The organism is Caballeronia sp. LZ043 (genome assembly GCF_031451075.1).
In the GTDB taxonomy this organism is placed as follows: Bacteria; Pseudomonadota; Gammaproteobacteria; order Burkholderiales; family Burkholderiaceae; genus Caballeronia.
In genome coordinates, this window is record NZ_JARUXT010000001.1 from 649,302 (window position 1) to 673,275 (window position 23,974).

The following is a 23,974-nucleotide window of genomic DNA, read 5'->3' on the forward strand; positions in this document are numbered from 1 at the left end:
AATGGATATTCGATGGATGAGACGCGCTGCGGAAACCTAGGCCGCAGCGTCTTTGACAAGAACATGGGGTCCCCGAATGTACCAATACGATCAGATCGACCAACGCATCGTCGACGAACGTGTCGAGCAGTACGCTGACCAGGTTCGTCGCCGTCTGTCGGGCGAATTGAGCGAGGAAGAATTCCGTCCGCTGCGTCTGCAGAACGGCCTGTACTACCAGCGTCACGCGTACATGCACCGGATCGCGATTCCATACGGCAACCTGCGCAGCGACCAGCTCCGCATGCTCGCGACCATCGCGCGCGAACACGACCGCGGCTACGGTCACTTCTCCACGCGCACCAACATCCAGTTCAACTGGGTCGAGCTCGAAGAAACGCCGGAAATCCTGCGCAAGCTCGCCTCGGTGCAGATGCATGCCATCCAGACCTCGGGCAACTGCATCCGCAACATCACCGCCGATCAATTCGCGGGCGTCGCGCATGACGAACAAGTCGATCCGCGTCCGTGGGCGGAAATCCTGCGCCAGTGGTCAACGTTCCATCCGGAATTCGCTTGGCTGCCGCGCAAGTTCAAGATCGCGGTGAACGGCTCGACGGAAGATCGCGCGGCCGTGCAGATCCACGACATGGGCGTCTATCTGAAGCTGAACGCGCAGGGCGAAGTCGTGATGGACATCCTCGCGGGCGGCGGACTTGGCCGTACGCCGATCGTCGGCGCGATCATCAAGCGCGATCTGCCGTGGCAGCATCTGCTCACCTATTGCGAAGCCGTACTGCGTGTGTACAACCGCTATGGCCGCCGCGACAACATGTACAAGGCGCGCATCAAGATCCTGGTGAAGGCGCTGTCGCCGGAGAAGTTCTCGAAGCAGGTCGAGGAAGAGTGGCAGCACCTGAAGGACGGCCCGTCGACGCTCACGCAGGACGAAGTGACGCGCGTGTCGGCGTTCTTCGCGCCGCCCGCCTACGAAAAGCTCGCGGACACCGACGCCTCTTATGAAAAGCATCTGATCGAAAGCAAGCCGTTCGCGCGCTGGGTCGAACGCAACGTGCGTCCGCACAAGGTGCCGGGCTATGCGTCGGTGACGCTGTCGCTCAAGCCGCAGCACATCGCGCCGGGCGACGCCACCGATCAGCAGATGGACGACGTCGCCACACTCGCCGACGAGTTCTCGTTCGGCGAAATCCGCGTGTCGCACGAGCAGAACCTGATCCTTGCGAACGTGAAGAAGCACGACCTGCACACCGTGTGGGAACGTGCGAAGGCGCTGGGTTTCGCAACGGCGAACGTGGGTCTGCTGACCGACATCATTGCGTGCCCGGGCGGCGATTTCTGCTCGCTCGCGAATGCGAAGTCGATCCCGATTGCACTGGCCATCCAGGACCGCTTCAACGATCTGGACTACGTGTACGACCTGGGCGACCTGTCGCTGAACATCTCGGGCTGCATCAACGCGTGCGGTCACCATCACGTGGGCAACATCGGCATTCTGGGCGTCGACAAGGACGGTTCCGAGTGGTACCAGGTGACGCTCGGCGGCGAGCAGAGCTCGGGCGCGACCGGCGCGCATCTCGGCAAGGTGATCGGCCCGTCGTTCTCGGCCGAGGAAATGCCCGATGTGATCTCGCAGGTGATCGACACCTTCGTCGACAACCGCGGCGAGGGCGAACGCTTCATCGAGACGTTCAACCGCATCGGCATCGCGCCGTTCAAGGAGCGCGTGTACGCATCGCGCCAGGCTCACGCTTAAGGATTCGCACATGACCTTGATTATCAAGAACCGCGCCATTGTCGAAGACGCCTTTGTCGTCGTGCGCGCGGCGGAAGACGGCACGCTGCCCGCCGTCGATGCGCTGCCGGCCGGCAAGATCATCGTGCCGTTCGCGCTGTGGAAGGAACACAAGGCGGCGATCGTCGCGACGCGTGCCAAGGATGACATCGGCGTGTGGCTCGCGCCGGACGACGAACCCGCCGACCTCGTCGCGGACTTCGGCCAGTTGAACGTGATCGCGGTGGATTTCCCCGTGTTCCGCGATGGCCGTGGTTTCTCCATCGGCCGCTTGCTGCGCGAGCGCTATCAGTGGACCGGCGAACTGCGCGCGATCGGCGATGTGTTGCGGGATCAGGTCGCGTTTCACGCGCGCTGCGGCTTCGACGCCTTCGCCGTGCGCGCCGACAAGGACATTCACGACGCGCTCAATGCGTTCGGCGAATTCACGGAGCTGTATCAGGGCGCAACCGACAATCCCGAACCGCTGTTTCGCCGTCGCGCGGCATTGATCGCGACTCTCGGAGCGTAAGGCATGACCCCTGAATTGCAAGCCAAGGTTGAACGCCTCGACGCGCTGCTCGATTCGATCGCAGCGCGCCACGAGCGCGTCAAGCTAGCCAGCAGTCTCGCCGCCGAAGATATGGTGCTAACGCACGCCATCCTGTCGCGCGGCGTGAAGATCGGCATCTTCTCGTTGAACACGGGCCGCCTGCATGCGGAGACGCTCGGCATGCTCGATACCGTCAAGCAGCGCTATGGCTACGGCATCGAGCAGTTCCTGCCGCAACAGGACGCCGTCGATGCCTATGTGCGCGATCACGGCCTCAACGCTTTCTACGAAAGCATTGATTTGCGCAAGAGCTGCTGCCATATCCGCAAGGTCGAGCCGCTCAATCGTGCGCTGTCTGACGTGTCCGCATGGGTAACGGGTCAGCGCCGCGAGCAGTCGGTCACGCGCGCCGAACTGCATGAGGAAGAGCACGACGAACCGCGCAACATCACGAAGTTCAATCCGCTCGCGGACTGGACCGAAAGCGATGTGTGGGATTACCTGAAGGCCTTCGACGTGCCAGTGAATCCGCTGCATGCGCGTGGTTATCCGAGCATCGGCTGCGAACCCTGCACGCGCGCCGTGCGTCCCGGCGAGGACAGCCGGGCGGGCCGCTGGTGGTGGGAGTCACGCGATACGAAGGAATGCGGTCTGCACATCACGAACATCAAGATCGTCGAGGAAGCACCGAGCTCGGCGATCCAAGGCGCGTAAGTCAACAAGACGCCGCATCAAACCCAGTCACCGAACGCAGCGCTTCAAGAAAGCTCAAGCGCCGCCAAAACAAGGATCGAGAACATGAGCACGACGCTCGACTCAACCGTCAACGCGCCGGTCGTCAACCAGGCGACGCGCATGGATCACCTGGATTGGCTCGAAGCCGAGTCGATCCACATCATTCGCGAACTGGTCGCCGAATGCAGCAAGCCCGCGCTGCTGTTCTCGGGCGGCAAGGATTCGGTGGTCGTGCTGGCGCTCGCGCTGAAGGCATTCGGACTCGGCGCGAACCGCAAGACGTCGCTGCCGTTCCCGCTCGTGCATATCGACACCGGCCACAACTTCCAGGAAGTGATCGACTTCCGCGACCGCCGTGCAGCCGAGATCGGCGCCGAGCTGGTGGTGGGCCACGTCGAGGATTCCATCAAGAAGGGCACCGTGCGCCTGCGCCGCGAGACCGATTCGCGCAATGCCGCGCAAGCGGTGACGCTGCTCGAGACCATCGAGGAATACGGCTACACGGCGATGATCGGCGGCGCGCGCCGCGACGAAGAGAAGGCCCGCGCGAAAGAGCGCATCTTCTCGTTCCGCGACGAATTCGGCCAGTGGGATCCGAAGGCGCAGCGCCCGGAACTGTGGAGCATCTATAACGCGCGCCTGCATGCGGGCGAGCATCTGCGCGTGTTCCCGATTTCGAACTGGACCGAACTCGACATCTGGCAATACATCGCGCGCGAAAAGCTCGAACTGCCGTCGATCTACTACGCGCATGACCGCGAGATCGTGCGCCGCAACGGCCTGCTCGTGCCGGTGACGCCGCTCACGCCGGTGCGCGACGGCGAAACGGCCGAGGTCGCGCAAGTCCGCTTCCGCACCGTCGGCGACATCAGCTGCACCTGCCCGGTGGCGAGCGACGCCGATGACGTCGAGAAGATCATCGCGGAAACGGCCGTGACGGAAATCACGGAACGCGGCGCGACACGGATGGACGACCAGGCGTCGGAAGCCGCGATGGAACAGCGCAAGAAGCAAGGTTATTTCTAAGCGACACGCCCCAAGGACGAACGAATCATGAGCATCTATCAAGCAGAAGACCTGGGCGTGTTGCGCTTCATCACGGCGGGCAGCGTGGACGACGGCAAGAGCACGCTGATCGGCCGCCTGCTGTACGACAGCAAGGCGGTATTGTCGGACCAGCTTTCGGCGATTTCGCGCGCTAAGAACAAGCGCACGGTCGGCGATGAGATCGATCTGTCGCTGCTGACGGACGGGCTCGAAGCCGAGCGCGAGCAGGGCATCACCATCGATGTCGCATACCGCTATTTCGCGACGGCCAAGCGCAAGTTCATCATCGCCGATACCCCCGGCCACGAGCAGTACACGCGCAACATGGTGACGGGCGCATCGACCGCGCATGCGGCGATCATTCTCGTCGACGCAACGCGCGTCACGCTCGAGAACGGCGTCGCGCAACTGCTGCCGCAGACCAAGCGTCACAGCGCGATCGTCAAGCTGCTCGGCCTGCAGCATGTGATCGTCGCGATCAACAAGATGGACCTGATCGAATACAGCGAAGCCCGTTTCAACGAGATCCGCGATGCCTACGTCGCGCTCGCGCGCCAGCTCGGCATCGCTGACGTGCGCTTCGTGCCCGTCTCGGCGCTGAAGGGCGACAACATCGTGTCGGCGAGCGAGCGCATGCCCTGGTATGCGGGCGAGCCGCTGCTCGACCTGCTGGAGTCGCTGCCGGTCGCGCAAGCGAGCGATCAGGCGCTGCGTTTCCCGGTGCAGTGGGTCGCGCGCCAGGACGGCTCGCAGGCCGACGACTTCCGCGGCTACATGGGCCGGGTCGAGGCGGGCGAGGTGCGCGTGGGCGATGCGATCGCCGTACTGCCGGCCAACCGCGAAGCGACGGTCGCCGAGATCATCGCCCCGGTGCCGGGCGGCGTGGCGCCGGTGGATCGCGCGTTCGCGGGCCAGACGGTGACGATCCGAATGGCGGAAGACGTCGACGTGTCGCGCGGCGATACCTTCGTCCCGCTGACGCAGAAGGTCGAGCCGGCGAAGAAGCTCGAAGCCGATCTTTGCTGGTTCGACGAAGAGCCGCTCTCGTTGCAGCGCAAATACTTGCTGAAGCAGACGACCAACACGGTGTTCACGCGCATTGGCGCGGTGAAGCAGGTGCTGGACGTGCATACGCTGTCGCATTCGGTGGATCGCGGCACGCTCGCGATGAACGATATCGGCCGCGTGGCGCTGACGTTGCAGAAGCCGCTCGTCGCGGACGAGTACGATACGCATCAGGGCACCGGCGCGTTCGTGCTGATCGACGAAGCGACGCATCACACGGTCGCGGCCGGTATGATTCGTGCGATTTCCGCATGAGGATGCTGAACGCGTGAGTTCAACGATGAAAGCTATGGGTAAGGTCTATCTGATCGGAGCGGGGCCGGGGGCGGCGGATCTCATCACCGTGCGCGGCATGCGTCTGCTCGAACAAGCGGATGTGGTGCTGCACGACGCGCTGATCGAGTCGGCGATGCTTGACTATGCGCCCAACGCGAAGAAGATCGCCGTCGGCAAGCGCTGCGGCCAGCGTTCGACGGCCCAGCATTTCATCAACAAGCAGATCGTCGATGCCGCGCTGGAGCATGGTCTGGTCGTGCGCCTGAAGGGCGGCGATCCAATGCTTTTCGGCCGCGCCGACGAGGAAATGCGCGCGCTGGAGGCGGCCGGTGTCGAGTATGAGGTGGTGCCGGGCATCACGGCGGCCCTGGCGAGCGCGGCGTCGCTGAAGCGCTCGCTGACCTTGCGCGGCGTATCGCGCAGCGTGGCCTTGGCGACGCATTCGCGCGCCGCGGACAGCGAGGATATCCGCGAGCAGGCGCAGGCGGATTCGCTGGTGTTCTATATGGGCCGCGACAGCGCGCCGGAAATCGCCCAGCAATTGATCGATGCGGGGCGTCCGGGCGCGACGCCGGTGGCGATCGTCGAGGCGTGCAGCACGGCGCGTGAACGCACGCTGACGTTGACGCTCGCGCAGATGGCGTTGGGTGAAGCGCAGGAATGGCTGGATCCGACGCAGCCGAGTTTGCTGATGATTGGTGAGGCGTTTCGCGAACGGACGGCGGTGAAGCCGAAGGTGCATTTGAAGGGGATGCAGGCGGCGGCTTGATGCAGTTGTTGGTCGAGCAGGGAACAGAAGCGCACTGGAGACGGTGCGCTTTTTTGTTGGGCGGGGAGGTCAGAGTTGCACTAGTTCGAGTTGCTTCCTCTTTGCGTTGTCGGCGAGAAGGATGTCGAGGGTGGCGATTGATCTCGCGTTGCAATCCAGCGCTGTCGCGAGATGCAGTGCATCGCCCGCACGCAAGCGGGTGGACGCGTCGAGCGCCAGAACGGCCGCATGACGAAATACAGACGGCTTGATGGGAGTCAGTCGTAGGTCCTTCGCGCACAGCCGTTCAAAAGCATGCCATGCGGCAGATGATTCCTCATCAGTGATCTGACCGGTCCGCCGTTTGATGCCCAGCGCACTGGCAAACTCGGTTGCGCACCAGGCCCCAGAAATCAGGCTGTCCTTGACAGAGAAGTACCAATTCGAAACCGCAGCAGTCATGCGTTCTATCGCGCAAAGCGCGACTAGAACACTGGTATCGACATAAACCATCAGTAGCGCGCCTCACGCCGAAGTTCGTCGATGACCGATTCAGTCATCGGCATGCGATCGCGTGTTTGCGCGATTTCTCTTATGAAGGCCTCGCGATCCCAGTTACCGGGGTGGAGGCAGATGCCACCGTCGACGGTCAGATTCGCCTGAATGTGATCGCCTTCAGACATCCCGGCATGGTGAAGGTATTCAGCGGGGATACGCACGGCGAGGCTATCGCCCCATCTGGCAATGAGCAGGTTCATGTCGAGTTCTCCTTGGTGTACCGATAAGTACCTTGACTGTAGCCGCGACGATGCAAGGCGAGAATTCGGCCGAATGGCCAGTGCTGTAGCACTCATCCGTCATCCGGCCGCGCTTGCGCCTTTTACTTCCAGCGTGATGCCGAGCAAGCGCCGAAGCAGCCAGCGGTCTTGCGTGAGCAGGCCGTTCAGTCAGCCGCGCTTCGACCCGCCTCAATCCACGTCGCAATTGCCGGATGTCTTCTTGCATTCGCACCATGTCTTCCGACTGCCGACTCAAGCAGCCAGCCTCGTCGTGGCCGTTGTGCACTGAAACCCCCGCCTGGCTCAAACGCGCGAGCTCTCACCGATAGAGGTAAGCGAGCGATTGCACCAATGCGAATGTGATCGCCGCAAGGACCAGGAGGCCATAGTTGTCTTGCAGAAAGAAGATGAGGGAAGCCACGTCGTCAGCCGTTTCAGTTCGATCAGGCCCGATGCCCAGTCACCCGAACGCGCCGAGCCTGATAGACAAACCGCGTCATTCAAGCAACCAAGCCTGTCAGAAAAGGCACTGCCTGTGAATGAATGCCATGCTAAACCGGACGCTTCCTAAAGCCCACTGGATCAATCCGATCCTTCCGTCTTGAAATTATGTTTCTGCGTTGTCCGCCCAGTTGCCGCCTCGTTGCGAGGACGGCCGGCTTACTTCCCCACCTGCCTCAAGCAATATCCCGCGACCGCGTCCAGCACCGCATCGTCCTCACCGACAGCCGTCGCGCATGCAATGGTCACATCGGGATGCGCCGCCTGACACCGCGCGACGATTTCCGGCAGATCCTTGCGCACATGCCCGCCTTGCCCGAAGAACACCGGCACGACGGTGATCGCATCGCAGCCGTCAGCCACCTGCGACGCCACCGCCGCCGGCAAGTCCGGCGTCATCAGTTCGAGGAAAGCGAGCGCGACCGGCTCGCCACGCGCCGCGCGCAGCTTCGCCGCGAGCCGCTCGAACGGCTCGGCCCAGCGCGGATCGCGCGCGCCGTGACCGAACAGGATGATGCCGTGCTTGTCCATCGTGCGCTCCCGAGGAAACCGAGCGGTCAGTGCCGCTCCACCCACTTCAAGCCAAGCAATCCGACGGCCAGATAGGCGAGGGCGGGCACGGCCGCGGTGATCGGCGCGGGCCAGGTATTCAGATTGCCGATGTGCGAGAACAGCGTGTTGAACAGCTGGAAGCTCATGCCGATCATGATGCCGCCGAACACCTTCACGCCGACCACGCCGGCACGCGTATGCAGGTAGGCAAACGGCAACGACAGGATCAACATCACGAACACGGCGAACGGATAAAGGATCTTGCGCCAGAACGCGATCTGATAGCGCTGCGTGTCCTGATGATTTTCCGTCAAGTGCTGGATATAGCGGAACAGGTTGAACATCGACATGCGGTCCGGCGACACCAGCAGCACCGACAGGATCTGCGGCGTCAGTTCCGAGCGCAGCGAGTATTCGGGCAGCGTCGTCTGGACCGCGCGATACACCGGGTTCAGCGTATCGCCGGGATTCACGGCCTGAGGCGGCGCGGCGGAGAGTTGCGTGTCGGTCACGCCGGTCAGCTTCCAGTGGCCCGGCGGCTCGTACACACCGGTCTTCGCGATGCGCACGTTGGTCAGGCGGAACTTGCCGTCGAACTCGTAGATGCGCACATTGGCGATGGACGTATCCGGATTCAGCGTGCCGACGTTGACGAAGCGCGTGACCTGTTCGCCGTTTTCCTTGGCGGTCAGCGTGTCCTTCACCCACACGCCGGACTGGAAGTTCGACGATACCGACGAACCGAGCGCCTCGAGCCGCACGCGCTCGGACAACTGGTCGGTGTACGGTCCCACCACTTCGCCGATCAGATACGTGACGAGCACGAGCGGTATGCCGATCTTCAGCAGCGAACGCAGCGCGGCGCCGGTCGAGAGCCCGGAGACGCGGAAGATCGTGAACTCGGATGCCGCCGCCATCTGCGCGAAGACGTAGATGGCCGAGATGAGCGCGGCGACCGGAATGATTTCGTAGAAGCGCGAGGGCGTCTGCAACGCGACGCGCAGCACCGCGAGCGGAAACTTGTAGTTGCCGTGGCCGACCGTGTTTAGCTCGTTGATCAGGTCGAAGAAGAAGAACAGGCCGGAAAACGCGAACAGGATGAAGATGAACGCGAGGTAGATCTGGCGCGCGAAGTATCGTTCGTAGATGCGCATGGGTTCAGGCTCCCTTCGAACGCGTCAGGGACGACAGCCTGAAGAGCGGCCGGTTGCGGATCCGCAGCCAGAAGATGAACGCGACCAGCGCGCCCACGATCACGTGCAAGCCCACCAGCCCCACGCCGAAGGACACCTTGCCCTGCTCGATCCACGATTGCACGACGTTCAGCAGGTTCGAATAAGTGAGGTAGATGAGCACGGCCATCACGAGGTTGATGGTGCGGCTGCGGCGAGGATTCTGGTAGGAAAGCGGAATGGCGAGCAGCATCAGGTTGATGGCGATGAGCGGCAGCCCCGCGCGCCAGGCGAATTCCGCGAGATTGTCCTTGGTGGGCGCGGCCAGCAGGTCGGGTGTCGAGATGCCGGTGGTGCTCGGCGTGTTGACGACCTGGTGGCCCATGATCTTCACGCCGTAGCGCTCGAACTCCATGATGCGGAAGTTCGGCTGGCCGGGTTCGCCGTCATAGCGGCGGCCGTTGTCCAGCACGATGAAACGATCGCCGTCGCCGCGCGTTTCCGTGTGACCCGTCTGCGAAACGATCACGTTGACCTTGCCGCCTTCCGTGCTGGTGACGAACACGTTCTGCACCTGGGCCTGGTCCGGCGACATCTTCTCGATGAAGAACACGCGGTGGCTCGACGGCGATTCGCGGAACTGGCCGGGCGCCAGCAAGGACACTTCGTCGCGTTGCTGGAAGCGCGCCTTGATCAGCTTGCTCTGCTGGTTGGACCAGGGCCAGCCGACGAACGCGAAGAACATGATGAGGATGATGATCGGCGTGGAGAACACGGCGACCGGCTTGATGAGCTGGGTCTGACTCACGCCCGAGGCGAGCCACACGACCATTTCGGAATCGCGATACCAGCGCGTCAGCACGAACAGGATGGAGACGAACAGCGTCACGATCAGCATGACCGCGAGATAGCCGATGACGGTCAGCCCGATCAGCACGACGACGTCCTTCGGGTCGATCTGACCTTGCGCCGCGAAGCCGACGATGCGGATCATCATCGTCGTGAGCATGATCGTGAGCAGCACCATGAACACGGCGCCGGCCGTGTACGCGAGTTCGCGCTGCAGGGAGCGTTCGAAGATCATTGAATTTTGCTTAAGACTGGCGGCGATGCGGAATCACGCACGCACCTCTTCGGCAGACGGGAAGGGGTCTTGCTTACCCTCACGCCGCAAACCGGTGACTGCCGCGGAAAAAATAGCGGATAATTGCGGCTTTCATCCTTCAGCCAAGATTTTATCCGAGGATAAGCGCGATGGACTTTAGCATAAAAGCCTGTGATTGGAGCGAAGGCGAGGCAAATGGTTTCCTTACCGGAAAGTCGGATGTCATCGTCCTCGGCATCTTCGAAGCGCAGTCGCTCACGGGCGCCGCGCGCGACATGGATGTCGCGACCAAGGGCCTGATTTCGCGCATCGTCAAGGCCGGCGACATGAGCGGCCGCGCAGGCACCACGCTGCTCGTGCCCGAAGTGACGGGCATCGGCGCCTCGCGCGTCTTGCTCGTAGGCCTCGGCAAGCAGGACGCCTTCACGCAGAAAGCCTACGGCGAAGCCGTGCGCGCCGCATGGCGCGTGCTGCTCGGCGCGAAGATCGGCCAGGCCACCTTCACGCTCGCGCAATTGCCGATCCAGGAACGCAGCGGCGACTGGGCCGTGCGCGCCGCCATCCTCGCGCTGCGCGAACTGACCTACAAGTTCACACAGATGAAGAGCAAGCCGGACACCACGCCGCGCGCGCTCAAGAAGGTCGTGTTCAGCGTCTTCAGCGCCGACGAGAAGGCCGCGAAGGCCGCGTTGAAGCACGGCTTGGCCATCGCCAACGGCATGGATCTCACGCGCGATCTCGGCAACCTGCCGCCCAACGTCTGCACGCCCACGTATCTCGGCCAGACCGCGAAGAAACTCGGCCGCGACTGGAAGCTCAAGGTCGAGGTGCTCGGCCAGAAGCAGATCGAGGCGCTCGGCATGGGGTCGTTTCTCTCGGTGGCGAAGGGTTCGGTCGAGCCGCCGCAGTTCATCGTCATGCATTACCAAGGCGCGGGCGACACCGCCAAGGCGAAGGGCAAGAACGCGCCCATCGTGCTGGTCGGCAAGGGCATCACGTTCGATTCGGGCGGCATCTCGATCAAGCCCGGCGAAGCCATGGACGAAATGAAATATGACATGTGCGGCGCGGGTTCGGTGTTCGGCACCATGCGCGCCGTGGCCGAGATGGGCCTCAAGCTCAATGTGATCGGCGTGGTGCCGACCTGCGAGAACATGCCCGCGGGCAATGCGCTCAAGCCGGGCGACATCGTCACCGCGATGAACGGCACGACCATCGAAGTGCTCAACACCGACGCCGAAGGCCGCCTGATCCTGTGCGACGCGCTCACCTATGCGGAACGCTTCAAGCCGTCCGCCGTGATCGACATCGCGACGTTGACGGGCGCGTGCATCATCGCGCTTGGCCATCACAACACGGGCCTGTTCGCAAAGGACGACGCGCTCGCCGGCGAACTGCTCGACGCGTCGCGCGAGGCGGTCGATCCGGCCTGGCGCCTGCCGCTCGACGACGAGTACCAGGATCAGCTGAAGTCCAACTTCGCGGATCTGGCGAACATCGGCGGACGTCCGGCGGGCAGCGTGACGGCGGCATGCTTCCTGTCGCGTTTCGCGTCGAACTATCCGTGGGCGCATCTCGATATCGCCGGGACCGCGTGGAAGAGCGGCGCCGCGAAGGGCGCGACGGGCCGGCCGGTGCCGTTGCTCGCGCAGTTCCTGATCGACCGCGCCGGCGCGTGATGCAGGCATGACGCACGTATGACGCGCATCGACTTCCATACGAACGTGGGCGATCCGCTCGCGTACGCCTGCCGCCTCGCGCGCAAGGCGTACCTGAGCGGCAAGCCGCTCGTGGTGCTCGCCGAGCCCGCGCGGCTCGCCGCCTTCGACGAGCAATTGTGGACCTTCCAGCCGCTCGAATTCGTGCCGCACTGCATGGCGAAGAGTCCGCTCGCGCAGGACACGCCGGTCGTGCTGACCTCGAATCTCGACGAAGCGCCGCATCATCAGGTGCTGGTGAATCTCGGCGCGCCGATGTCGGCGCAGTTCGCGCGCTTCGAGCGGCTGGTGGTGATCGGCGGCAGCGCGGGCGGGGAACTGGCGGCGGGGCGTGAGCGTTATCGCTTCTATCGCGACCGGGGCTATGCCATCGAAACGCACAATCAAGCCAATCAGGGCGGTTGAGCGAACAGAGTGGCCGCGCTGGGCTGGTTAAGCTCTGCCCGGTACACCACGCCTTGCATACAGACGCGGCCGCGCCCGCCGCGCCCGCCGCGCTCAAGAGGAGACCCCTTTCCATGACGGACAAGCCGCAATCCTTCGATCCCTCCATTCCCGTCCTCACCGACGTCGTCGTGCCCGGCAGGCCGGAGTACGCGCGCGCGCCGTCGGCCAATCTCGCGATCGAATACGACGCGGAGCAGATCGCCGGACAATTGCGCGGGCGCTTCACGAACTTCCTGACGGGCGATGCCCGCGCGCTGATCGAGGAGCGCTGCCGCGAAGTGCTGCGCGAGCACTCGGTCCAGCTCGTCTCCGCCATCACGCGCGAAGTGGCGACGGCGCTCGAGAGCCACATGAGCGAATGGGTGCGCGAGGCGGTGGAAATCGAGTTGCGCCGTCAGCACGGCGAGTGAAGGGCGCACGCGCCGGTCAGCGCAGCGAGAGGATCCAGTCGGCGAGCGCCGCCGCCTGATCCGGTGAAATCTGCGTGTTGGCGGGCATCGGCACCGGGCCCCACACGCCCACGCCGCCTTCCATGATGCGGCGCGCGAGCATGCCGCGCGCGCCTTCGACTTGCGCATACTTGTGCGCCACGCTGTCGAACGACGGCCCCATGAAGTTGCGCGAGACCGAATGGCAGCTCATGCAGTTGCGGCTTTGCGCGAACGCGAGCATCGAGGCGCTGTCGTTCTGCGCGCAGGCCACGCCGCACACGCTCCACCACACCAGTCCCGCAACGACGCCCCTGAGCTGTGCTTTCATGTGGTCTCCCCCGATGCACGCGCACGCTTCACGTTGTCGCGCATTATAGGAGACATGGCGTGCGGCACGCGGAATGCACAAGGGGCGCCGCTGCGCCCCTTGTGCATGATCCATCCGGGCGTTTCGACGCGCGTATCAGCCCGTCACTGCGCCCTTGTTGGCCGGCTGCGCCAGCGCCGCGAACTTCGCCAGCACACCGCGCGTGTACTTCGGCGCCGGCTGCTTCCAGGCGGCGCGGCGGCGCGCGAGTTCGGCATCGTCCACGTTCAGTTGCAGCAGCAGCTGGTGCGCGTCGATGGTGATCGAATCGCCTTCCTGCACCAGCGCGATGGTCCCGCCGGCATACGCTTCCGGCGCCACGTGCCCGACCACCATGCCCCACGTGCCGCCGGAGAAACGGCCGTCGGTGATGAAGCCCACTGACTCGCCCAGTCCCTTGCCGATGATCGCCGAGGTCGGCGCGAGCATCTCCGGCATGCCCGGCCCGCCCACCGGCCCGAGATAGCGCAGCACGAGGATGTCGCCGGCCGTGATCCGGTCGGCGAGGATCGCGTCCATGGCGCTCTGCTCGTCGTCGAACACGCGCGCGGGACCGGTGATGACCGGATTCTTGAGGCCCGTGATCTTCGCGACCGCGCCGTCTTCCGCGAGATTGCCGCGCAGGATCGCCAGGTGGCCTTGCTTGTAGAGCGCCTGCGCGATCGGGAAGATGACCTTCTGGTCGGCGCGCGGCTTGGCCGGCACGTCTTTCAGCTCTTCGGCGATCGTGCGGCCCGTGATCGTCATGCACTCGCCGTGCAGGAGACCGGCATCGAGCAGGATCTTCAACACTTGCGGAATGCCGCCGGCCTTGTGGAGATCGGTCGCGACATACTGGCCCGACGGCTTCAGATCGCAGATCACCGGCACTTTCTTGCGCATGCGCTCGAAGTCGTCGATGCTCCATTCCACCTCCGCCGCGTGCGCAATCGCCAGATAGTGCAGCACGGCATTGGTGGAGCCGCCCGTCGCCATGATGAGCGCGACGGCGTTCTCGATCGACTGCTTCGTGATGATGTCGCGCGGCTTCAGATCCTTCTTCACGGCCTCGACCAGCACGCGCGCCGATTCAGCGGCGGAGTCGACCTTTTCCTGATCGGGATTTGCCATCGTCGATGAATACATCAGCGACATGCCGAGGGCCTCGAACGACGAGCTCATCGTGTTGGCCGTGTACATGCCGCCGCACGAGCCCGTGGACGGGCACGCGTTTTTCTCGACGCCCTTGAAGTCTTCCTCGCTCATGCGGCCCGCGGTGAATTCGCCGACCGCCTCGAACGACGACACGATGGTCAGGTCGCGGCCCTTCCAGTTGCCCGGGCGGATGGTGCCGCCGTACACGTAGATGGACGGCACGTTCATGCGCGCCATGCCGATCATGCCGCCCGGCATGTTCTTGTCGCACCCGCCGATCACCACGACGCCGTCCATCCACTGTCCCTGCACGGCGGTCTCGACGCAGTCGGCGATCACCTCGCGCGACACCAGCGAGTACTTCATGCCTTCGGTGCCCATCGACATGCCGTCCGAAATGGTCGGCGTGCCGAAAATCTGCGGATTGGCGTCGGCCTTGCGGATCGCCTCGATGGCCGCGTCGGCCAGCGGTTGCAGGCCGGCATTGCACGGTGTGATGGTGGAATGCCCGTTGGCGACGCCGATCATCGGCTTGTCGAAGTCGGCTTCCTGATAGCCGAGGGCGTAATACATCGAACGGTTGGGCGAGCGCGCGACGCCCTGGGTGATGTTCTTCGAGCGGCGATTGAAGGCCATGGTGTGCTCCTGAGGGGGACTTTTTGGTCTAGTCCGGCAAGCATGCGACTCGCGCGATGTATCTGTCCAATATATTATTCACGGCTGATAAGGTCGCAAAACATATCAATGGACCCGCGCACCCCGTCTTTCGACTTGCGCCTCTTGCGCTACTTCGTCACGGTCGCCGAGGAGATGCACTTCGGCCGCGCCGCCGCGCGCTTGGCCATGACCCAGCCGCCGCTCTCGCAGGCGATCCGCGGGCTGGAGGAGGCGCTTGGCGTCGCCTTGTTCGTGCGGACGAAACGGAGCGTGGAACTGACGCCGGTCGGCAAGGATCTGCTGCCCGAGGTGCGGCGCCTGCTCGCGTCGGCGGATGCGCTGCGCCCGCTGGCGCAGTCGCTGGCGCGCGGCGAGGCGGGCGTGCTGTCGCTCGCGTTCGTCTCCACGGCCGACTACGGCTTGCTGCCCGCGCTGCTGCACGCGTTCGGCGCGCGCCATCCGGGCGTCCGGCTGCAACTCACCGAAGCCACCAGCGACGTGCAGATCGAGGAACTGGTCGCCGGCCGCATCGACGCCGGACTCGTCATTCCGCCGCTGCCGGCGCGCCATGCGGGCGCGCTGTCGTATCTGCCGGTGGCGCGCGAGCCGCTGGTCGTCGCGATGCCCGCCGCGACCGCGCGCGAACTCGGGCAGGGCGAGCTGGAGTGGGCGGACACGCGCGTCGAGCTGGGCGCGCTGGCCGCCGCGCCGCTCATCGTGTTTCCGCGGCGGCTTGCGCCCGGCCTGTACGACAGCATCATGGGCTGCTACGGCGCTGCCGGCCTGACGCCGCGCATCGGCCAGGAGGCCATTCAGATGCAGACCATCGTGAGCCTGGTCTCGGCGGGCATGGGGGTCGCGCTCGTGCCGCGTTCGCTGCGGCATCTGCGGCGCACGGGCGTCGTGTACCGGCCGTTGCGCGCGCCGGAGGACCCGGCGATGCTCGTCGAAACCGGGCTCGTGTGGCGCGCGGCAGAAGTGAGCCCGGTGCTGGCCGGCTTCATCGACATCGTCCGTTCGCGGGCGCAGGGCGCCGGTTCTGTATGATGCGGCCTTGAGGTTCGCTCGAGGCCCCCTCGAAGTCCGTCAGCTCTTTGACATCAGCATGCTCATACATCCCAATTTCGATCCCGTCGCCATCCATCTCGGACCGCTCGCCGTACGCTGGTATGGCCTCATGTATCTCGTGGCCTTCGTGTCGGCCATTGTCATCGGGCGGCTGCGTCTGCGCCTGCCCTATGTGTCGCGCCAGGGCTGGACCGCGAAAGACATCGACGACATGCTGTTCTACGGCGTGCTCGGAACGATTCTCGGCGGCCGCATCGGTTATGTGATTTTCTACAAGGCGAGTTACTACGCCGCGCATCCGCTCGACATCTTCAAGGTGTGGGAAGGCGGCATGTCGTTCCACGGCGGCTTCCTCGGCGTGACGCTCGCCATGGTGCTGTTCGCGTGGCAGCGCAAGCGCACCTGGCTGCAAGTGACCGATTTCGTCGCGCCGATGGTGCCGCTCGGACTCGCGGCGGGGCGTCTCGGCAACTTCATCAACGGTGAACTGTGGGGCCGCGTGACGGACCCGAACGCGCCGTGGGCGATGCTGTTCCAGAACTCGACCAACGACGACGCCGTGTGGCTCTCGAAGAATCCGCAACTGGACGCGCAATACCATCTCACCGAGATTTTCCAGCGCTATCACATGCTGCCGCGTCATCCGTCGCAACTGTACGAGATCGCGCTGGAAGGGCTGGTGCTGTTCATCCTGATCTGGACGTTCTCGCGCAAGCAGCGGCCTGTCGGCGCCGTGTCCGCGCTGTTTCTGATCGGCTATGGACTGGCGCGCTTCACGGTGGAATTCGCGCGCGAGCCGGACGACTATCTCGGCTTGCTCGCATTCAATCTCTCGATGGGCCAGTGGCTCTCGCTGCCGATGATCATCGCCGGCGTGCTGATGATGGTGTGGGCGTACAAGCGCAATCTGCGCCTTCCGCCCGAATCCGCGCAGGCCTGACTGAGATGCGGGGCGCGAGCGCCCCGCGTACCGCTTACCGCCCCATCTGCACGGAGCCGTTCACATCGACGGTCACGGTCGTCGTGCCGGCTTCCATCGCGATGGGCGCGGCCATCTTGGCATCGGCGCTCATCGCGCGTGACTGCATCATCATGACCGGGCGTGGCTGAACGCCGCTGTGTCCGATGTTCACTTCCCTGATCGAGAAGTTGCTGTAGCCGAACGACTGCGCGGCGGTTTGCGCCTGCTTGCGGAACGAGTCGATGGCCTGCGTCACGAGTTTCTGCTCGGCCGCGCGCTGTGCTTCCGGCGACAGCGAGAAGGCCACGCTGCCCACTTGCATCGACGCACTCATCCGGCCGGCGAGCTTCGAGGCCGCCGCGAAGTCATGCGATTCGAGCACGACTTCCGTGCGGCCGCGCCAGGCGGAAATCTTGCCGTCGCGATCGGTGGACGGATACACGGTGAACGAACCGCTCCTGGCCGTCACGCCGTCGACGCCCCGTGCCTCGCGCAAGGCCGACTCGGCGCGCTGATTGAGCGTGTTGGTGAGGGAGGAGGGATCGGCGGCTTCCTGTTCGTAGAACAGCGTGATGGTCACGACATCCTGCGCCACCTGCGCGCTCGATTGCGCCGACAGTGACAGCACGCCCGCGGGCTGCTGATTGATCACCGTCTGCGCGGCGGCGGATTGAGAGAAGGTGAACGCGGCGCCGGACATCGCGAGCAGGGCGAGGGCGGCGGCAGTTTTCTTGTAGGTCATCGAAGGCTCCAGACGCAAAGGCAATCACGTATTGCGTCGCATGATGTGCGACGGCCTTTAGGCGGCACCCGTGCGTCGTAAGTTCCTTGTTAGACGAGACGCTCGGTAATGAAGCGCCATTGCGCATCGGTGACGGGCGTGATCGAAAGACGATTGCCGCGTGCGAGTACCTGCATGTCCGCGAGTTCAGCATGCTCGCGCAACGTGGCGAGCGGAATCAGCGGCGTCTTCTTGACGAACTTCACGTCGACCAGCATCCAGCGCGGCGTTTCCTGCGTGGACTTCGGATCGTAGTAGTGGCTGTTGGAATCGAACTGCGTGGGGTCCGGATAGGCAGTAGAGCAGACCTTCGCGATACCCGCGATGCCCGGCTCCGGACAGCTCGAATGATAGAACAGCACGCCGTCGCCGACCTGCATCTGGTCGCGCATGAAGTTGCGCGCCTGATAGTTGCGCACGCCCGTCCACGGCAGGGTTTTCTTCGGCGCGTGCGCCAGGTGATCGATGCTCGCTTCGTCCGGTTCGGACTTCATCAGCCAGTAGCGCATGGTTGTTCGTTATGCGTGATCGACGATGGGAATGAGGAATGCAAAAGCACTGCTGCAAATGAAAACGGCATCGGGAAAACCGATGCCGTTTGAGATGAGGTCCCCGCCATAGCCGCTAGGCCGGCATCCTGAACCTGGGTTCAAGATTGGTCGCGGTAAGCAACACTTCGGGTACATCGGACTAGCGACGCGCGCGCCCATGTTGCAAGGTTCCGCAACCGTGCCAATGTAGCATTGGTTCAAGGAATATATGACCTTGGCGTACCAGGCAGGGAAACGTCACTCTACACCAATCGTTTGCCTTCTGCAGCCCCGGTGCGGTTTCTTTTTTCGATCGACGTGGCGCGCTGATTGTGCCTTTGCTAAGCCTTCACAAACACGGCTTGATCAACCGCATCGACGCGCTTTATTGCACTTCGTATTGTGCAATGACGGCGCCGAGCTGCTCGTTCATCGAGTGCATCGTGCGACGGATTTCCTCGGCGGGGAAGGCTTCGCCGTGACGCACGCTGTCCTGCAGCTTGAGCAATTCCGACGCCAGCGACAACGCCGCCATCACCGCGATGCGATCCGTGCCGCGCACGTTGCTCGCGTTGCGCACCTTGTTCATCTCGGCATCGACGCGTGCGACGGCTTCGCGCAACGCACCTTCCGTCTCAGGCGAGCAGGCGAGGCGATAGGGCTGCCCGAGAATGGAGACTTCGATTTGCGTGGTCGTCATGCCTTCTCTCCTTGATGATGCTCGCCGTGCAATTCCGCTTCGGACGCATGGGCATGTTCATGCGCTTCCGGCGAATCGGCTTCGAGGAGATCGAGTTGATTGTCGGCTTCGCCGTGCTGCGCGGACTTTGCTCGCGGCAGCTTTTCGAGGATCGCGTTGAGGCGGACCTGCGCGTCGTCGATCTTGGCGGAGAGGGAATCGCGTTCGGACTGCAGCGTGTCGCGTTCTTCGCGGACTTGCGCGAGGTCGGCCTGGAGATTGGCGTACTCGGTGCGCAGTTGCTCGAGTTGTTCTTGCAGCGCGGCACGCGCCTGATTGTGGCGCTCGCTGATCTGGATCAGCCGGCCGATGTTTCCTGACAGTGATTCGAGTTCGTTGAGCATGTGCTGCGTCCTCTAAAGACCTCGCATTTTAGCGCGGTTCAACGGAGCTACCGATAATTGTCTCGTTTCGAGACGTAACAGCACGCGATCTTGCGCGCAAACCCCGGGTTCTCGCGCATCTCGCGATGCATTCGTGTGCAGAAAACACGAGCGTTGATTTGCTCGTGCATGCAGTCAGGCTGATTCTCGCTCGCTGAGTTCGTTTGTTCTTTGCATCTTCACGCGCCGCCTGCTGTCCTTCGCGCCAGGGTTCGCCGTTTCTTGACGGTCCCGACCCGCGCTCCTACACTTGCCGCACTTCTGGTGCTCGCATGCGCGGCTCTCGCGCATGCAGTCAAACGGGAAACAGGGAGCGAAGTCCTCGAAGCAGCCGAACAAGTGAACGGCGGCCAGACAGGACGGAGCCAACCTGTGCTGCCCCCGCAACGGTAAGCGACCGCAACGCAAGTTGCAAGTCGTCTCATACGCGTTTTTGCAGTGCGGGCGCATGGATCCATCCATACGCCGGGCCGCTCGTCGGCCTCTGCAAGAAACGTGTCGACGCCACTGCGCATGATGCGCGGGAAGGCGGGACGATGCGTCGCCAGCCCGGATACCGGCCAGAGTGCCACGCGCCTGCCGCCGGTCATCGCACGATCACTGCATGATCCCGAACGGCATGGCGCGTTCGTCGCGCATCGAACCTCGCGGGGAGCGGGGCCGCGCTCATCCTCCACGGGAACACTCGTCATGCAATCGCCATGGGCCTCCGTCCGGGACGGCCTCTCCAGTCGCGGCCTCGCCGCTGCCACTTTTCTCCTGCCGCTCGCCGGCGTCGCGCAAGCCGCGACGACCACCGCCACGGATGACGCTTCGCAAACGCTTGCGCCTGTCGTTATTACTGCCACGCGTGCAGCGCAGCCGCTCGCCGATTCCATTCCGCAGACCTCGTTGTTCGATGCACAGGACATTGCCGACAGCAACGCCGACGACGCACTCGGCCTCATCGCGCTCGCGCCCGGCGTGCAGGTCACGCGCAACGGCGGACCGGGCGCGAACTCGGGACTCTTCATTCGCGGTGCATCGTCGTCGCAGTCGCTCGTGCTGATCGACGGCGTCCGGGTCGAATCGGCATCGCTCGGCGCGGCGCAACTGTCGCAAGTGATGCTCGACCAGATCGGCCGCGTCGAGGTGGTGAATGGCAATGTCTCGGCGCTGTATGGTTCCAGCGCGATCGGCGGGGTCGTGCAGATCTTCACGAAGGAGGGCGAGCCGCATCCGCCGCGCTTCAGCTTCGAAACCGAGCTCGGCAGCTATCACACGCAGCGCCAGTCCGCCGGCGTGAACGGCGCGCTGGACCAGGACGGGCGCACCACCTTCAGCCTGAACGTGTCGCGCGAAAAGACCGACGGCTTTTCGTCGATCGATCCGAACCTCGCGCCCGGCGCGAATCCCAACGCGAACGGCTATTTGAACGAGAGCGTCGCTGCGACCTTGCGCCACAGGTTCAACGAGCAATGGGATGCGGGCGTGCGCTTCCTGCAGTCGAACGGCATCAACAGCTTCGACGATGCCTACGGCCAGCCGACCGATCTCAACGAATCGCACAACCGCGTGCGTTCGGCGTCGGTGTTCGCCAACGGCAAACTCACCGGCAACTGGACCACGCACTTCACGATCGCGCAGGGCCAGGACCGCGCGAACATCGAGCAGAACGGCGTCTATACGAGCCGCTTCAATTCCGAGAACCGCCAGTACACGTGGCAGAACGACATCCGCATCAGCGACGCGCACACGTTCCTCTTCGGCTACGAGCACCTCGACCAGACGCTCGATTCCGATCAGTTCAGCGCCCCCGACCGCCACGTGAACTCGGTGTTCGCGGGCTATGTCGGCCATCTGGGCGCGAGCGAATTCCAGGCGAACCTGCGTCACGACCAGTATTCCGATTTCGGCGGCGCGAACAGCTACTATCTCGGCTACGCGTACAACATCGACGCGCACTGGAAGGCGAGCGCGAGCTATGCGGCCTCGTTCCGCGCGCCGAGCTTCGACGATCTCTACTATCCGTTCAGCGGCAATCCGTCGATTCAACCGGAGCGCAGCCATTCGGTCGAAGCGGCGTTGCAGTATGCGTCGAGCGGACTCGGGGTATTGCGCGTCACGCTGTTCCAGACGCGCTACTCGAACCTGATCGACTACGTGTCCGACGGCGGCTTCTACTACACCGCGCAGAATGTCGGGCGGGCGAAGGTGCAGGGCATCGAGGGATCGTGGGCGGGGCATGTCGGCAGAACGGATGTGCGCGCGGGCGTCACGTTCCAGAATCCCGTCGATGAAACGAATCACCAGGACCTGACGCGACGCGCGCGGCATTTCGCGACGCTGAGCGCGCATCGCACGATCGGGCGCTGGCGCGTAGGCGGCGAGTGGCTCGTGAGCGGCCAGCGCAGCGATTACGATTCGACGCTGGCGGGCTACGGCATCGTGAACCTGTCGGCGCGCTATGACATCTCGAAGTCGTGGACCGTCACGGCGCGCGTCGACAATCTCTTCGACAAGGACTATGAGCTTGCGTATGCCTACAACACGCCGCGACGCGGCGTTTATCTCACGCTGGGCTGGCATCCGTCGTGAGCCGCGCGCCTGAGCGGTTGCGCGGCATGAACGGCGCGCGCGCCGCCGCGATCTGGGCCTGTCTCGCCGCCGCGGCGTGCGCGGTGCTGATCGCCTCGCTCGCGCTGGGCAGCGTCGCGCTGCCGCCGTCGCGCGCGTTCGCGGCGCTGCTTCATGCGCTGCCTCATGCGCTGCCTCATGCGCTGCCTCATGCGCTGCCTCATGCGCTTTTCAATGCGCGCGCCGCCGTGCCCGATATCGCCGACGACATCGTGCTCACGCTGCGCCTGCCGCGCGCCCTCGCGGGCTTTGCGTCGGGCGCGCTGCTCGCGCTGGCCGGGGCGCTGTTGCAGGTGCTGCTGCGCAACCCGCTGGCGGAACCCTACGTGCTCGGCGTCTCGGGCGGCGCGGCCAGCTTCGCGCTGGCGGCAATGCTGGTCTCTTTGCCGTGGTGGGGCGTCGATCTCGCCGCCTGCGCCGGCGCGTTCGCATCGATCGTCCTCGTGCTTGGACTGGCGCGCCGTGATCTGTGGCGCGGCACGCAGGACGCATCGCCGCGGCTCTTGCTGACGGGCGTCGTGATTGCATCGGGCTGGGGTGCGCTCATCACGCTGATGCTGAGCGTCGCGCCCGAAAACCGCCTGCGCGGCATGATCTTCTGGCTGACCGGCGATCTCGACGGCGCCGCCACGCCGTGGCCCGCACTGCTGGCGCTGGTGTTCGCGCTGTTGCTGATTCTCCCCGTAGCGCCGCAGCTGAACGTGCTGCTGCGCGGCGACAGCGCCGCGCAGGCGCTTGGCGTGCCGGTGGCGCGGCTGCGTCTGCGTACCTACCTGGTCGCATCGCTGGCGGCTGCGGCGGCCGTGACCACGGCGGGCACGCTCGGCTTCGTCGGACTGGTCGTGCCGCATCTGCTGCGGCTCGCGTTCGGCAACGATCAACGCATGCTGATGCCCGCCGCCGCGCTGGCGGGCGGTCTCGCGGTGATGGCCGCCGACCTCGCCGCGCGCACCGTGATCGCGCCCGCGCAGTTGCCGGTGGGCGTGGTGACGGCGCTGGCCGGCGTGCCGATGTTCCTCTGGATGCTGCTGCGGAGACCGCGATGAACCTGCATCTCGACGCCATCGCGCTGCGGGCCGGCGAGCGCACATTGATCGACGGCCTGACGCAGACCTTCGTGCCCGGCGAGATGTGGTGCATCGCGGGCCCGAACGGCGCGGGCAAGACGACGCTCATCCACGTGCTGGCCGGGTTGAGCGCACCGGTGGCGGGCCGCGTGTCGCTCGATGGCCGCGCGCTTGCGTCGTGGCGTGCCGCGGAGCTTGCACGCGTGCGCGCGCTGATGCCGCAGGCGACCCACGACGCCTTCAGCGCCAGTGTGCTGGACACCGTGCTGCTCAACCGCTTTCCGTATCTGACCGGCTGGGGCTGGGAAAGCGCCGACGATCGCGCCGCCGCGCACGCGGCGCTCGACGCGCTCGGCCTCGCGCCGTTCGCGACGCGCGACGTGCTCACGCTGTCGGGCGGCGAACGGCAGCGGGTCGCGCTCGCGGCCGTGCTGTGCCAGAACGCGCCGCTGCTGCTGCTGGACGAACCCCTGGCGCATCTGGACCTGCATCATCAGATCGCGTGCCTGCATGCGTTGCACGCGGCGGCGGGCGCGCAGCCGACCGGCCCCGCCCGCACCGTCGTGTTCTCGTGCCATGACCTGAATCTCGCGCGCCGCTTCGCGACGCATGCCTTGCTGCTCGATGGCCGCGGCCACGCCTGTGCGGGCCCGGTCGCCGAGGTGCTCACGCCGGAACGCGCCAGCGCGGCGTTCGGCTATCCGTTGGCGCTGCTGCGCGACGGCGATCACGAGGCGCTCGTGCCTTCCATCCCACGTTTCTGAAGGAACA

25 protein-coding genes, 1 other RNA gene and 1 riboswitch are annotated in these 23,974 nt (G+C 64.5%); of the genes, 14 read left to right on the forward strand and 12 right to left on the reverse strand.

Going from position 1 to position 23,974, the window contains the following annotated elements; translation table 11 throughout:
- The first annotated feature begins 76 nt into the window (after positions 1 to 76).
- The 6 genes from QCE64_RS02955 (at position 77) to cobA (ending at position 6,216) form a co-directional block, all read left to right on the forward strand.
- On the forward strand, positions 77 to 1,753 hold the full coding sequence (locus QCE64_RS02955) for a nitrite/sulfite reductase (protein WP_309914251.1): 1,677 nt from the start codon (positions 77 to 79) through the stop codon (positions 1,751 to 1,753).
- 10 nt (positions 1,754 to 1,763) lie between these two features.
- Positions 1,764 to 2,303 carry a DUF934 domain-containing protein gene (locus tag QCE64_RS02960; protein ID WP_309914254.1) on the forward strand — a complete coding sequence of 180 codons (540 nt, stop codon included), beginning with the start codon at positions 1,764 to 1,766 and terminating at the stop codon, positions 2,301 to 2,303.
- A 3-nt stretch (positions 2,304 to 2,306) separates the two neighbouring features.
- Entirely contained in the window at positions 2,307 to 3,038 is a 732-nt protein-coding gene (locus tag QCE64_RS02965) for a phosphoadenylyl-sulfate reductase (protein WP_309914256.1), read from the forward strand.
- Between the two features lie 84 nt (positions 3,039 to 3,122).
- A complete protein-coding gene (cysD, locus tag QCE64_RS02970) occupies positions 3,123 to 4,085 on the forward strand; it encodes a sulfate adenylyltransferase subunit CysD (RefSeq protein ID WP_309914259.1) in 963 nt (320 codons plus the stop codon).
- Between the two features lie 27 nt (positions 4,086 to 4,112).
- Positions 4,113 to 5,426, forward strand: a complete 1,314-nt coding sequence (locus QCE64_RS02975; RefSeq protein WP_404987241.1) for a sulfate adenylyltransferase subunit 1 — start codon at positions 4,113 to 4,115, stop codon at positions 5,424 to 5,426.
- A gap of 34 nt (positions 5,427 to 5,460) precedes the next feature.
- Entirely contained in the window at positions 5,461 to 6,216 is a 756-nt protein-coding gene (gene cobA, locus QCE64_RS02980) for a uroporphyrinogen-III C-methyltransferase (protein ID WP_310004125.1), read from the forward strand.
- Positions 6,217 to 6,285: 69 nt separating this feature from the next.
- Here cobA and QCE64_RS02985 read toward each other — a convergent pair whose 3' ends face one another.
- From QCE64_RS02985 to lptF, 5 genes are all read right to left on the reverse strand, one after another.
- Entirely contained in the window at positions 6,286 to 6,708 is a 423-nt protein-coding gene (locus QCE64_RS02985) for a type II toxin-antitoxin system VapC family toxin (protein ID WP_309914263.1), read from the reverse strand.
- Positions 6,708 to 6,953: an AbrB/MazE/SpoVT family DNA-binding domain-containing protein gene (locus QCE64_RS02990; protein WP_309914267.1), complete on the reverse strand. Its 246-nt coding sequence runs from the start codon at positions 6,951 to 6,953 to the stop codon at positions 6,708 to 6,710. The genes QCE64_RS02985 and QCE64_RS02990 overlap by 1 nt, the downstream gene beginning before the upstream one ends.
- 681 nt (positions 6,954 to 7,634) lie before the next feature.
- Positions 7,635 to 8,006, reverse strand: a complete 372-nt coding sequence (locus tag QCE64_RS02995; protein ID WP_310002612.1) for a CbiX/SirB N-terminal domain-containing protein — start codon at positions 8,004 to 8,006, stop codon at positions 7,635 to 7,637.
- Between the two features lie 26 nt (positions 8,007 to 8,032).
- Positions 8,033 to 9,181 carry an LPS export ABC transporter permease LptG gene (gene lptG / locus QCE64_RS03000; protein WP_309807497.1) on the reverse strand — a complete coding sequence of 383 codons (1,149 nt, stop codon included), beginning with the start codon at positions 9,179 to 9,181 and terminating at the stop codon, positions 8,033 to 8,035.
- Between the two features lie 4 nt (positions 9,182 to 9,185).
- A complete protein-coding gene (gene lptF, locus QCE64_RS03005; RefSeq protein WP_309929381.1) occupies positions 9,186 to 10,283 on the reverse strand; it encodes an LPS export ABC transporter permease LptF in 1,098 nt (365 codons plus the stop codon).
- Between the two features lie 170 nt (positions 10,284 to 10,453).
- On the opposite strand from lptF, the gene QCE64_RS03010 reads away from it, so the two are divergent.
- From QCE64_RS03010 to QCE64_RS03020, 3 genes are all read left to right on the forward strand, one after another.
- Positions 10,454 to 11,983, forward strand: a complete 1,530-nt coding sequence (locus QCE64_RS03010) for a leucyl aminopeptidase (protein WP_310002613.1) — start codon at positions 10,454 to 10,456, stop codon at positions 11,981 to 11,983.
- Positions 11,984 to 12,001: 18 nt separating this feature from the next.
- Positions 12,002 to 12,427: a DNA polymerase III subunit chi gene (locus QCE64_RS03015; RefSeq protein WP_310002614.1), complete on the forward strand. Its 426-nt coding sequence runs from the start codon at positions 12,002 to 12,004 to the stop codon at positions 12,425 to 12,427.
- Between the two features lie 113 nt (positions 12,428 to 12,540).
- Positions 12,541 to 12,879, forward strand: a complete 339-nt coding sequence (locus tag QCE64_RS03020; protein ID WP_310002615.1) for a DUF2486 family protein — start codon at positions 12,541 to 12,543, stop codon at positions 12,877 to 12,879.
- Positions 12,880 to 12,895: 16 nt separating this feature from the next.
- Here the strand turns inward: QCE64_RS03020 and QCE64_RS03025 are convergent, their stop codons facing one another.
- Both QCE64_RS03025 and ilvD read right to left on the reverse strand, forming a co-directional pair.
- Positions 12,896 to 13,228: a c-type cytochrome gene (locus tag QCE64_RS03025; RefSeq protein WP_310002616.1), complete on the reverse strand. Its 333-nt coding sequence runs from the start codon at positions 13,226 to 13,228 to the stop codon at positions 12,896 to 12,898.
- Positions 13,229 to 13,363: 135 nt separating this feature from the next.
- Positions 13,364 to 15,037 (reverse strand): dihydroxy-acid dehydratase, encoded by a 1,674-nt coding sequence (gene ilvD / locus QCE64_RS03030; protein WP_309914289.1) that lies wholly within the window; start codon positions 15,035 to 15,037, stop codon positions 13,364 to 13,366.
- Positions 15,038 to 15,145: 108 nt separating this feature from the next.
- On the opposite strand from ilvD, the gene QCE64_RS03035 reads away from it, so the two are divergent.
- Entirely contained in the window at positions 15,146 to 16,105 is a 960-nt protein-coding gene (locus QCE64_RS03035; RefSeq protein ID WP_309914292.1) for a LysR family transcriptional regulator, read from the forward strand.
- A 58-nt stretch (positions 16,106 to 16,163) separates the two neighbouring features.
- Positions 16,164 to 17,066, forward strand: a complete 903-nt coding sequence (gene lgt / locus QCE64_RS03040; protein ID WP_309914295.1) for a prolipoprotein diacylglyceryl transferase — start codon at positions 16,164 to 16,166, stop codon at positions 17,064 to 17,066.
- A 34-nt stretch (positions 17,067 to 17,100) separates the two neighbouring features.
- Here lgt and QCE64_RS03045 read toward each other — a convergent pair whose 3' ends face one another.
- From QCE64_RS03045 to QCE64_RS03065, 5 genes are all read right to left on the reverse strand, one after another.
- Positions 17,101 to 17,829 carry an SIMPL domain-containing protein gene (locus QCE64_RS03045; protein WP_310002617.1) on the reverse strand — a complete coding sequence of 243 codons (729 nt, stop codon included), beginning with the start codon at positions 17,827 to 17,829 and terminating at the stop codon, positions 17,101 to 17,103.
- 89 nt (positions 17,830 to 17,918) lie between these two features.
- Entirely contained in the window at positions 17,919 to 18,377 is a 459-nt protein-coding gene (locus tag QCE64_RS03050) for an EVE domain-containing protein (RefSeq protein WP_309914300.1), read from the reverse strand.
- Between the two features lie 96 nt (positions 18,378 to 18,473).
- Positions 18,474 to 18,655: non-coding RNA, 6S RNA (gene ssrS, locus QCE64_RS03055), on the reverse strand.
- Between the two features lie 128 nt (positions 18,656 to 18,783).
- Positions 18,784 to 19,098: a cell division protein ZapA gene (locus QCE64_RS03060; protein WP_035508245.1), complete on the reverse strand. Its 315-nt coding sequence runs from the start codon at positions 19,096 to 19,098 to the stop codon at positions 18,784 to 18,786.
- Entirely contained in the window at positions 19,095 to 19,481 is a 387-nt protein-coding gene (locus QCE64_RS03065) for an ATPase (protein WP_309914303.1), read from the reverse strand. The genes QCE64_RS03060 and QCE64_RS03065 overlap by 4 nt, the downstream gene beginning before the upstream one ends.
- Positions 19,482 to 19,765: 284 nt before the next feature.
- Positions 19,766 to 20,100, forward strand: a riboswitch (cobalamin riboswitch).
- A 110-nt stretch (positions 20,101 to 20,210) separates the two neighbouring features.
- Between QCE64_RS03065 and QCE64_RS03070 the strand changes: the two genes are divergently transcribed.
- Genes QCE64_RS03070 through QCE64_RS03080 form a run of 3 tightly spaced genes read left to right on the forward strand, consistent with a single transcriptional unit; the run spans position 20,211 to position 23,967 of the window.
- The gene (locus QCE64_RS03070; RefSeq protein WP_310002618.1) at positions 20,211 to 22,097 is read left to right on the forward strand and encodes a TonB-dependent receptor domain-containing protein; all 1,887 of its coding nucleotides are present in this window, start codon (positions 20,211 to 20,213) and stop codon (positions 22,095 to 22,097) included.
- Positions 22,094 to 23,182, forward strand: a complete 1,089-nt coding sequence (locus tag QCE64_RS03075; RefSeq protein ID WP_404987249.1) for a FecCD family ABC transporter permease — start codon at positions 22,094 to 22,096, stop codon at positions 23,180 to 23,182. The genes QCE64_RS03070 and QCE64_RS03075 overlap by 4 nt, the downstream gene beginning before the upstream one ends.
- A complete protein-coding gene (locus QCE64_RS03080; RefSeq protein WP_310002619.1) occupies positions 23,179 to 23,967 on the forward strand; it encodes an ABC transporter ATP-binding protein in 789 nt (262 codons plus the stop codon). The genes QCE64_RS03075 and QCE64_RS03080 overlap by 4 nt, the downstream gene beginning before the upstream one ends.
- Positions 23,968 to 23,974: the final 7 nt, after the last annotated feature.

Coding starts and splice junctions, on each gene's coding strand:
- QCE64_RS03060 (WP_035508245.1), bottom strand. CDS start 19,098: ATGACGACCACGCAAATCGAAGTCTCCATTCTCGGGCAGCCCTATCGC.
- lptG (WP_309807497.1), bottom strand. CDS start 9,181: ATGCGCATCTACGAACGATACTTCGCGCGCCAGATCTACCTCGCGTTC.
- QCE64_RS02960 (WP_309914254.1), top strand. CDS start 1,764: ATGACCTTGATTATCAAGAACCGCGCCATTGTCGAAGACGCCTTTGTC.
- QCE64_RS03050 (WP_309914300.1), bottom strand. CDS start 18,377: ATGCGCTACTGGCTGATGAAGTCCGAACCGGACGAAGCGAGCATCGAT.
- lptF (WP_309929381.1), bottom strand. CDS start 10,283: ATGATCTTCGAACGCTCCCTGCAGCGCGAACTCGCGTACACGGCCGGC.
- QCE64_RS03080 (WP_310002619.1), top strand. CDS start 23,179: ATGAACCTGCATCTCGACGCCATCGCGCTGCGGGCCGGCGAGCGCACA.
- QCE64_RS03070 (WP_310002618.1), top strand. CDS start 20,211: ATGCAATCGCCATGGGCCTCCGTCCGGGACGGCCTCTCCAGTCGCGGC.
- QCE64_RS02990 (WP_309914267.1), bottom strand. CDS start 6,953: ATGAACCTGCTCATTGCCAGATGGGGCGATAGCCTCGCCGTGCGTATC.
- QCE64_RS02965 (WP_309914256.1), top strand. CDS start 2,307: ATGACCCCTGAATTGCAAGCCAAGGTTGAACGCCTCGACGCGCTGCTC.
- ilvD (WP_309914289.1), bottom strand. CDS start 15,037: ATGGCCTTCAATCGCCGCTCGAAGAACATCACCCAGGGCGTCGCGCGC.
- QCE64_RS03065 (WP_309914303.1), bottom strand. CDS start 19,481: ATGCTCAACGAACTCGAATCACTGTCAGGAAACATCGGCCGGCTGATC.
- QCE64_RS02995 (WP_310002612.1), bottom strand. CDS start 8,006: ATGGACAAGCACGGCATCATCCTGTTCGGTCACGGCGCGCGCGATCCG.
- QCE64_RS03045 (WP_310002617.1), bottom strand. CDS start 17,829: ATGACCTACAAGAAAACTGCCGCCGCCCTCGCCCTGCTCGCGATGTCC.
- QCE64_RS03025 (WP_310002616.1), bottom strand. CDS start 13,228: ATGAAAGCACAGCTCAGGGGCGTCGTTGCGGGACTGGTGTGGTGGAGC.
- QCE64_RS02985 (WP_309914263.1), bottom strand. CDS start 6,708: ATGGTTTATGTCGATACCAGTGTTCTAGTCGCGCTTTGCGCGATAGAA.
- QCE64_RS02955 (WP_309914251.1), top strand. CDS start 77: ATGTACCAATACGATCAGATCGACCAACGCATCGTCGACGAACGTGTC.
- QCE64_RS02975 (WP_404987241.1), top strand. CDS start 4,113: ATGAGCATCTATCAAGCAGAAGACCTGGGCGTGTTGCGCTTCATCACG.
- cobA (WP_310004125.1), top strand. CDS start 5,461: ATGGGTAAGGTCTATCTGATCGGAGCGGGGCCGGGGGCGGCGGATCTC.
- cysD (WP_309914259.1), top strand. CDS start 3,123: ATGAGCACGACGCTCGACTCAACCGTCAACGCGCCGGTCGTCAACCAG.
- QCE64_RS03035 (WP_309914292.1), top strand. CDS start 15,146: ATGGACCCGCGCACCCCGTCTTTCGACTTGCGCCTCTTGCGCTACTTC.
- QCE64_RS03010 (WP_310002613.1), top strand. CDS start 10,454: ATGGACTTTAGCATAAAAGCCTGTGATTGGAGCGAAGGCGAGGCAAAT.
- QCE64_RS03020 (WP_310002615.1), top strand. CDS start 12,541: ATGACGGACAAGCCGCAATCCTTCGATCCCTCCATTCCCGTCCTCACC.
- QCE64_RS03015 (WP_310002614.1), top strand. CDS start 12,002: ATGACGCGCATCGACTTCCATACGAACGTGGGCGATCCGCTCGCGTAC.
- lgt (WP_309914295.1), top strand. CDS start 16,164: ATGCTCATACATCCCAATTTCGATCCCGTCGCCATCCATCTCGGACCG.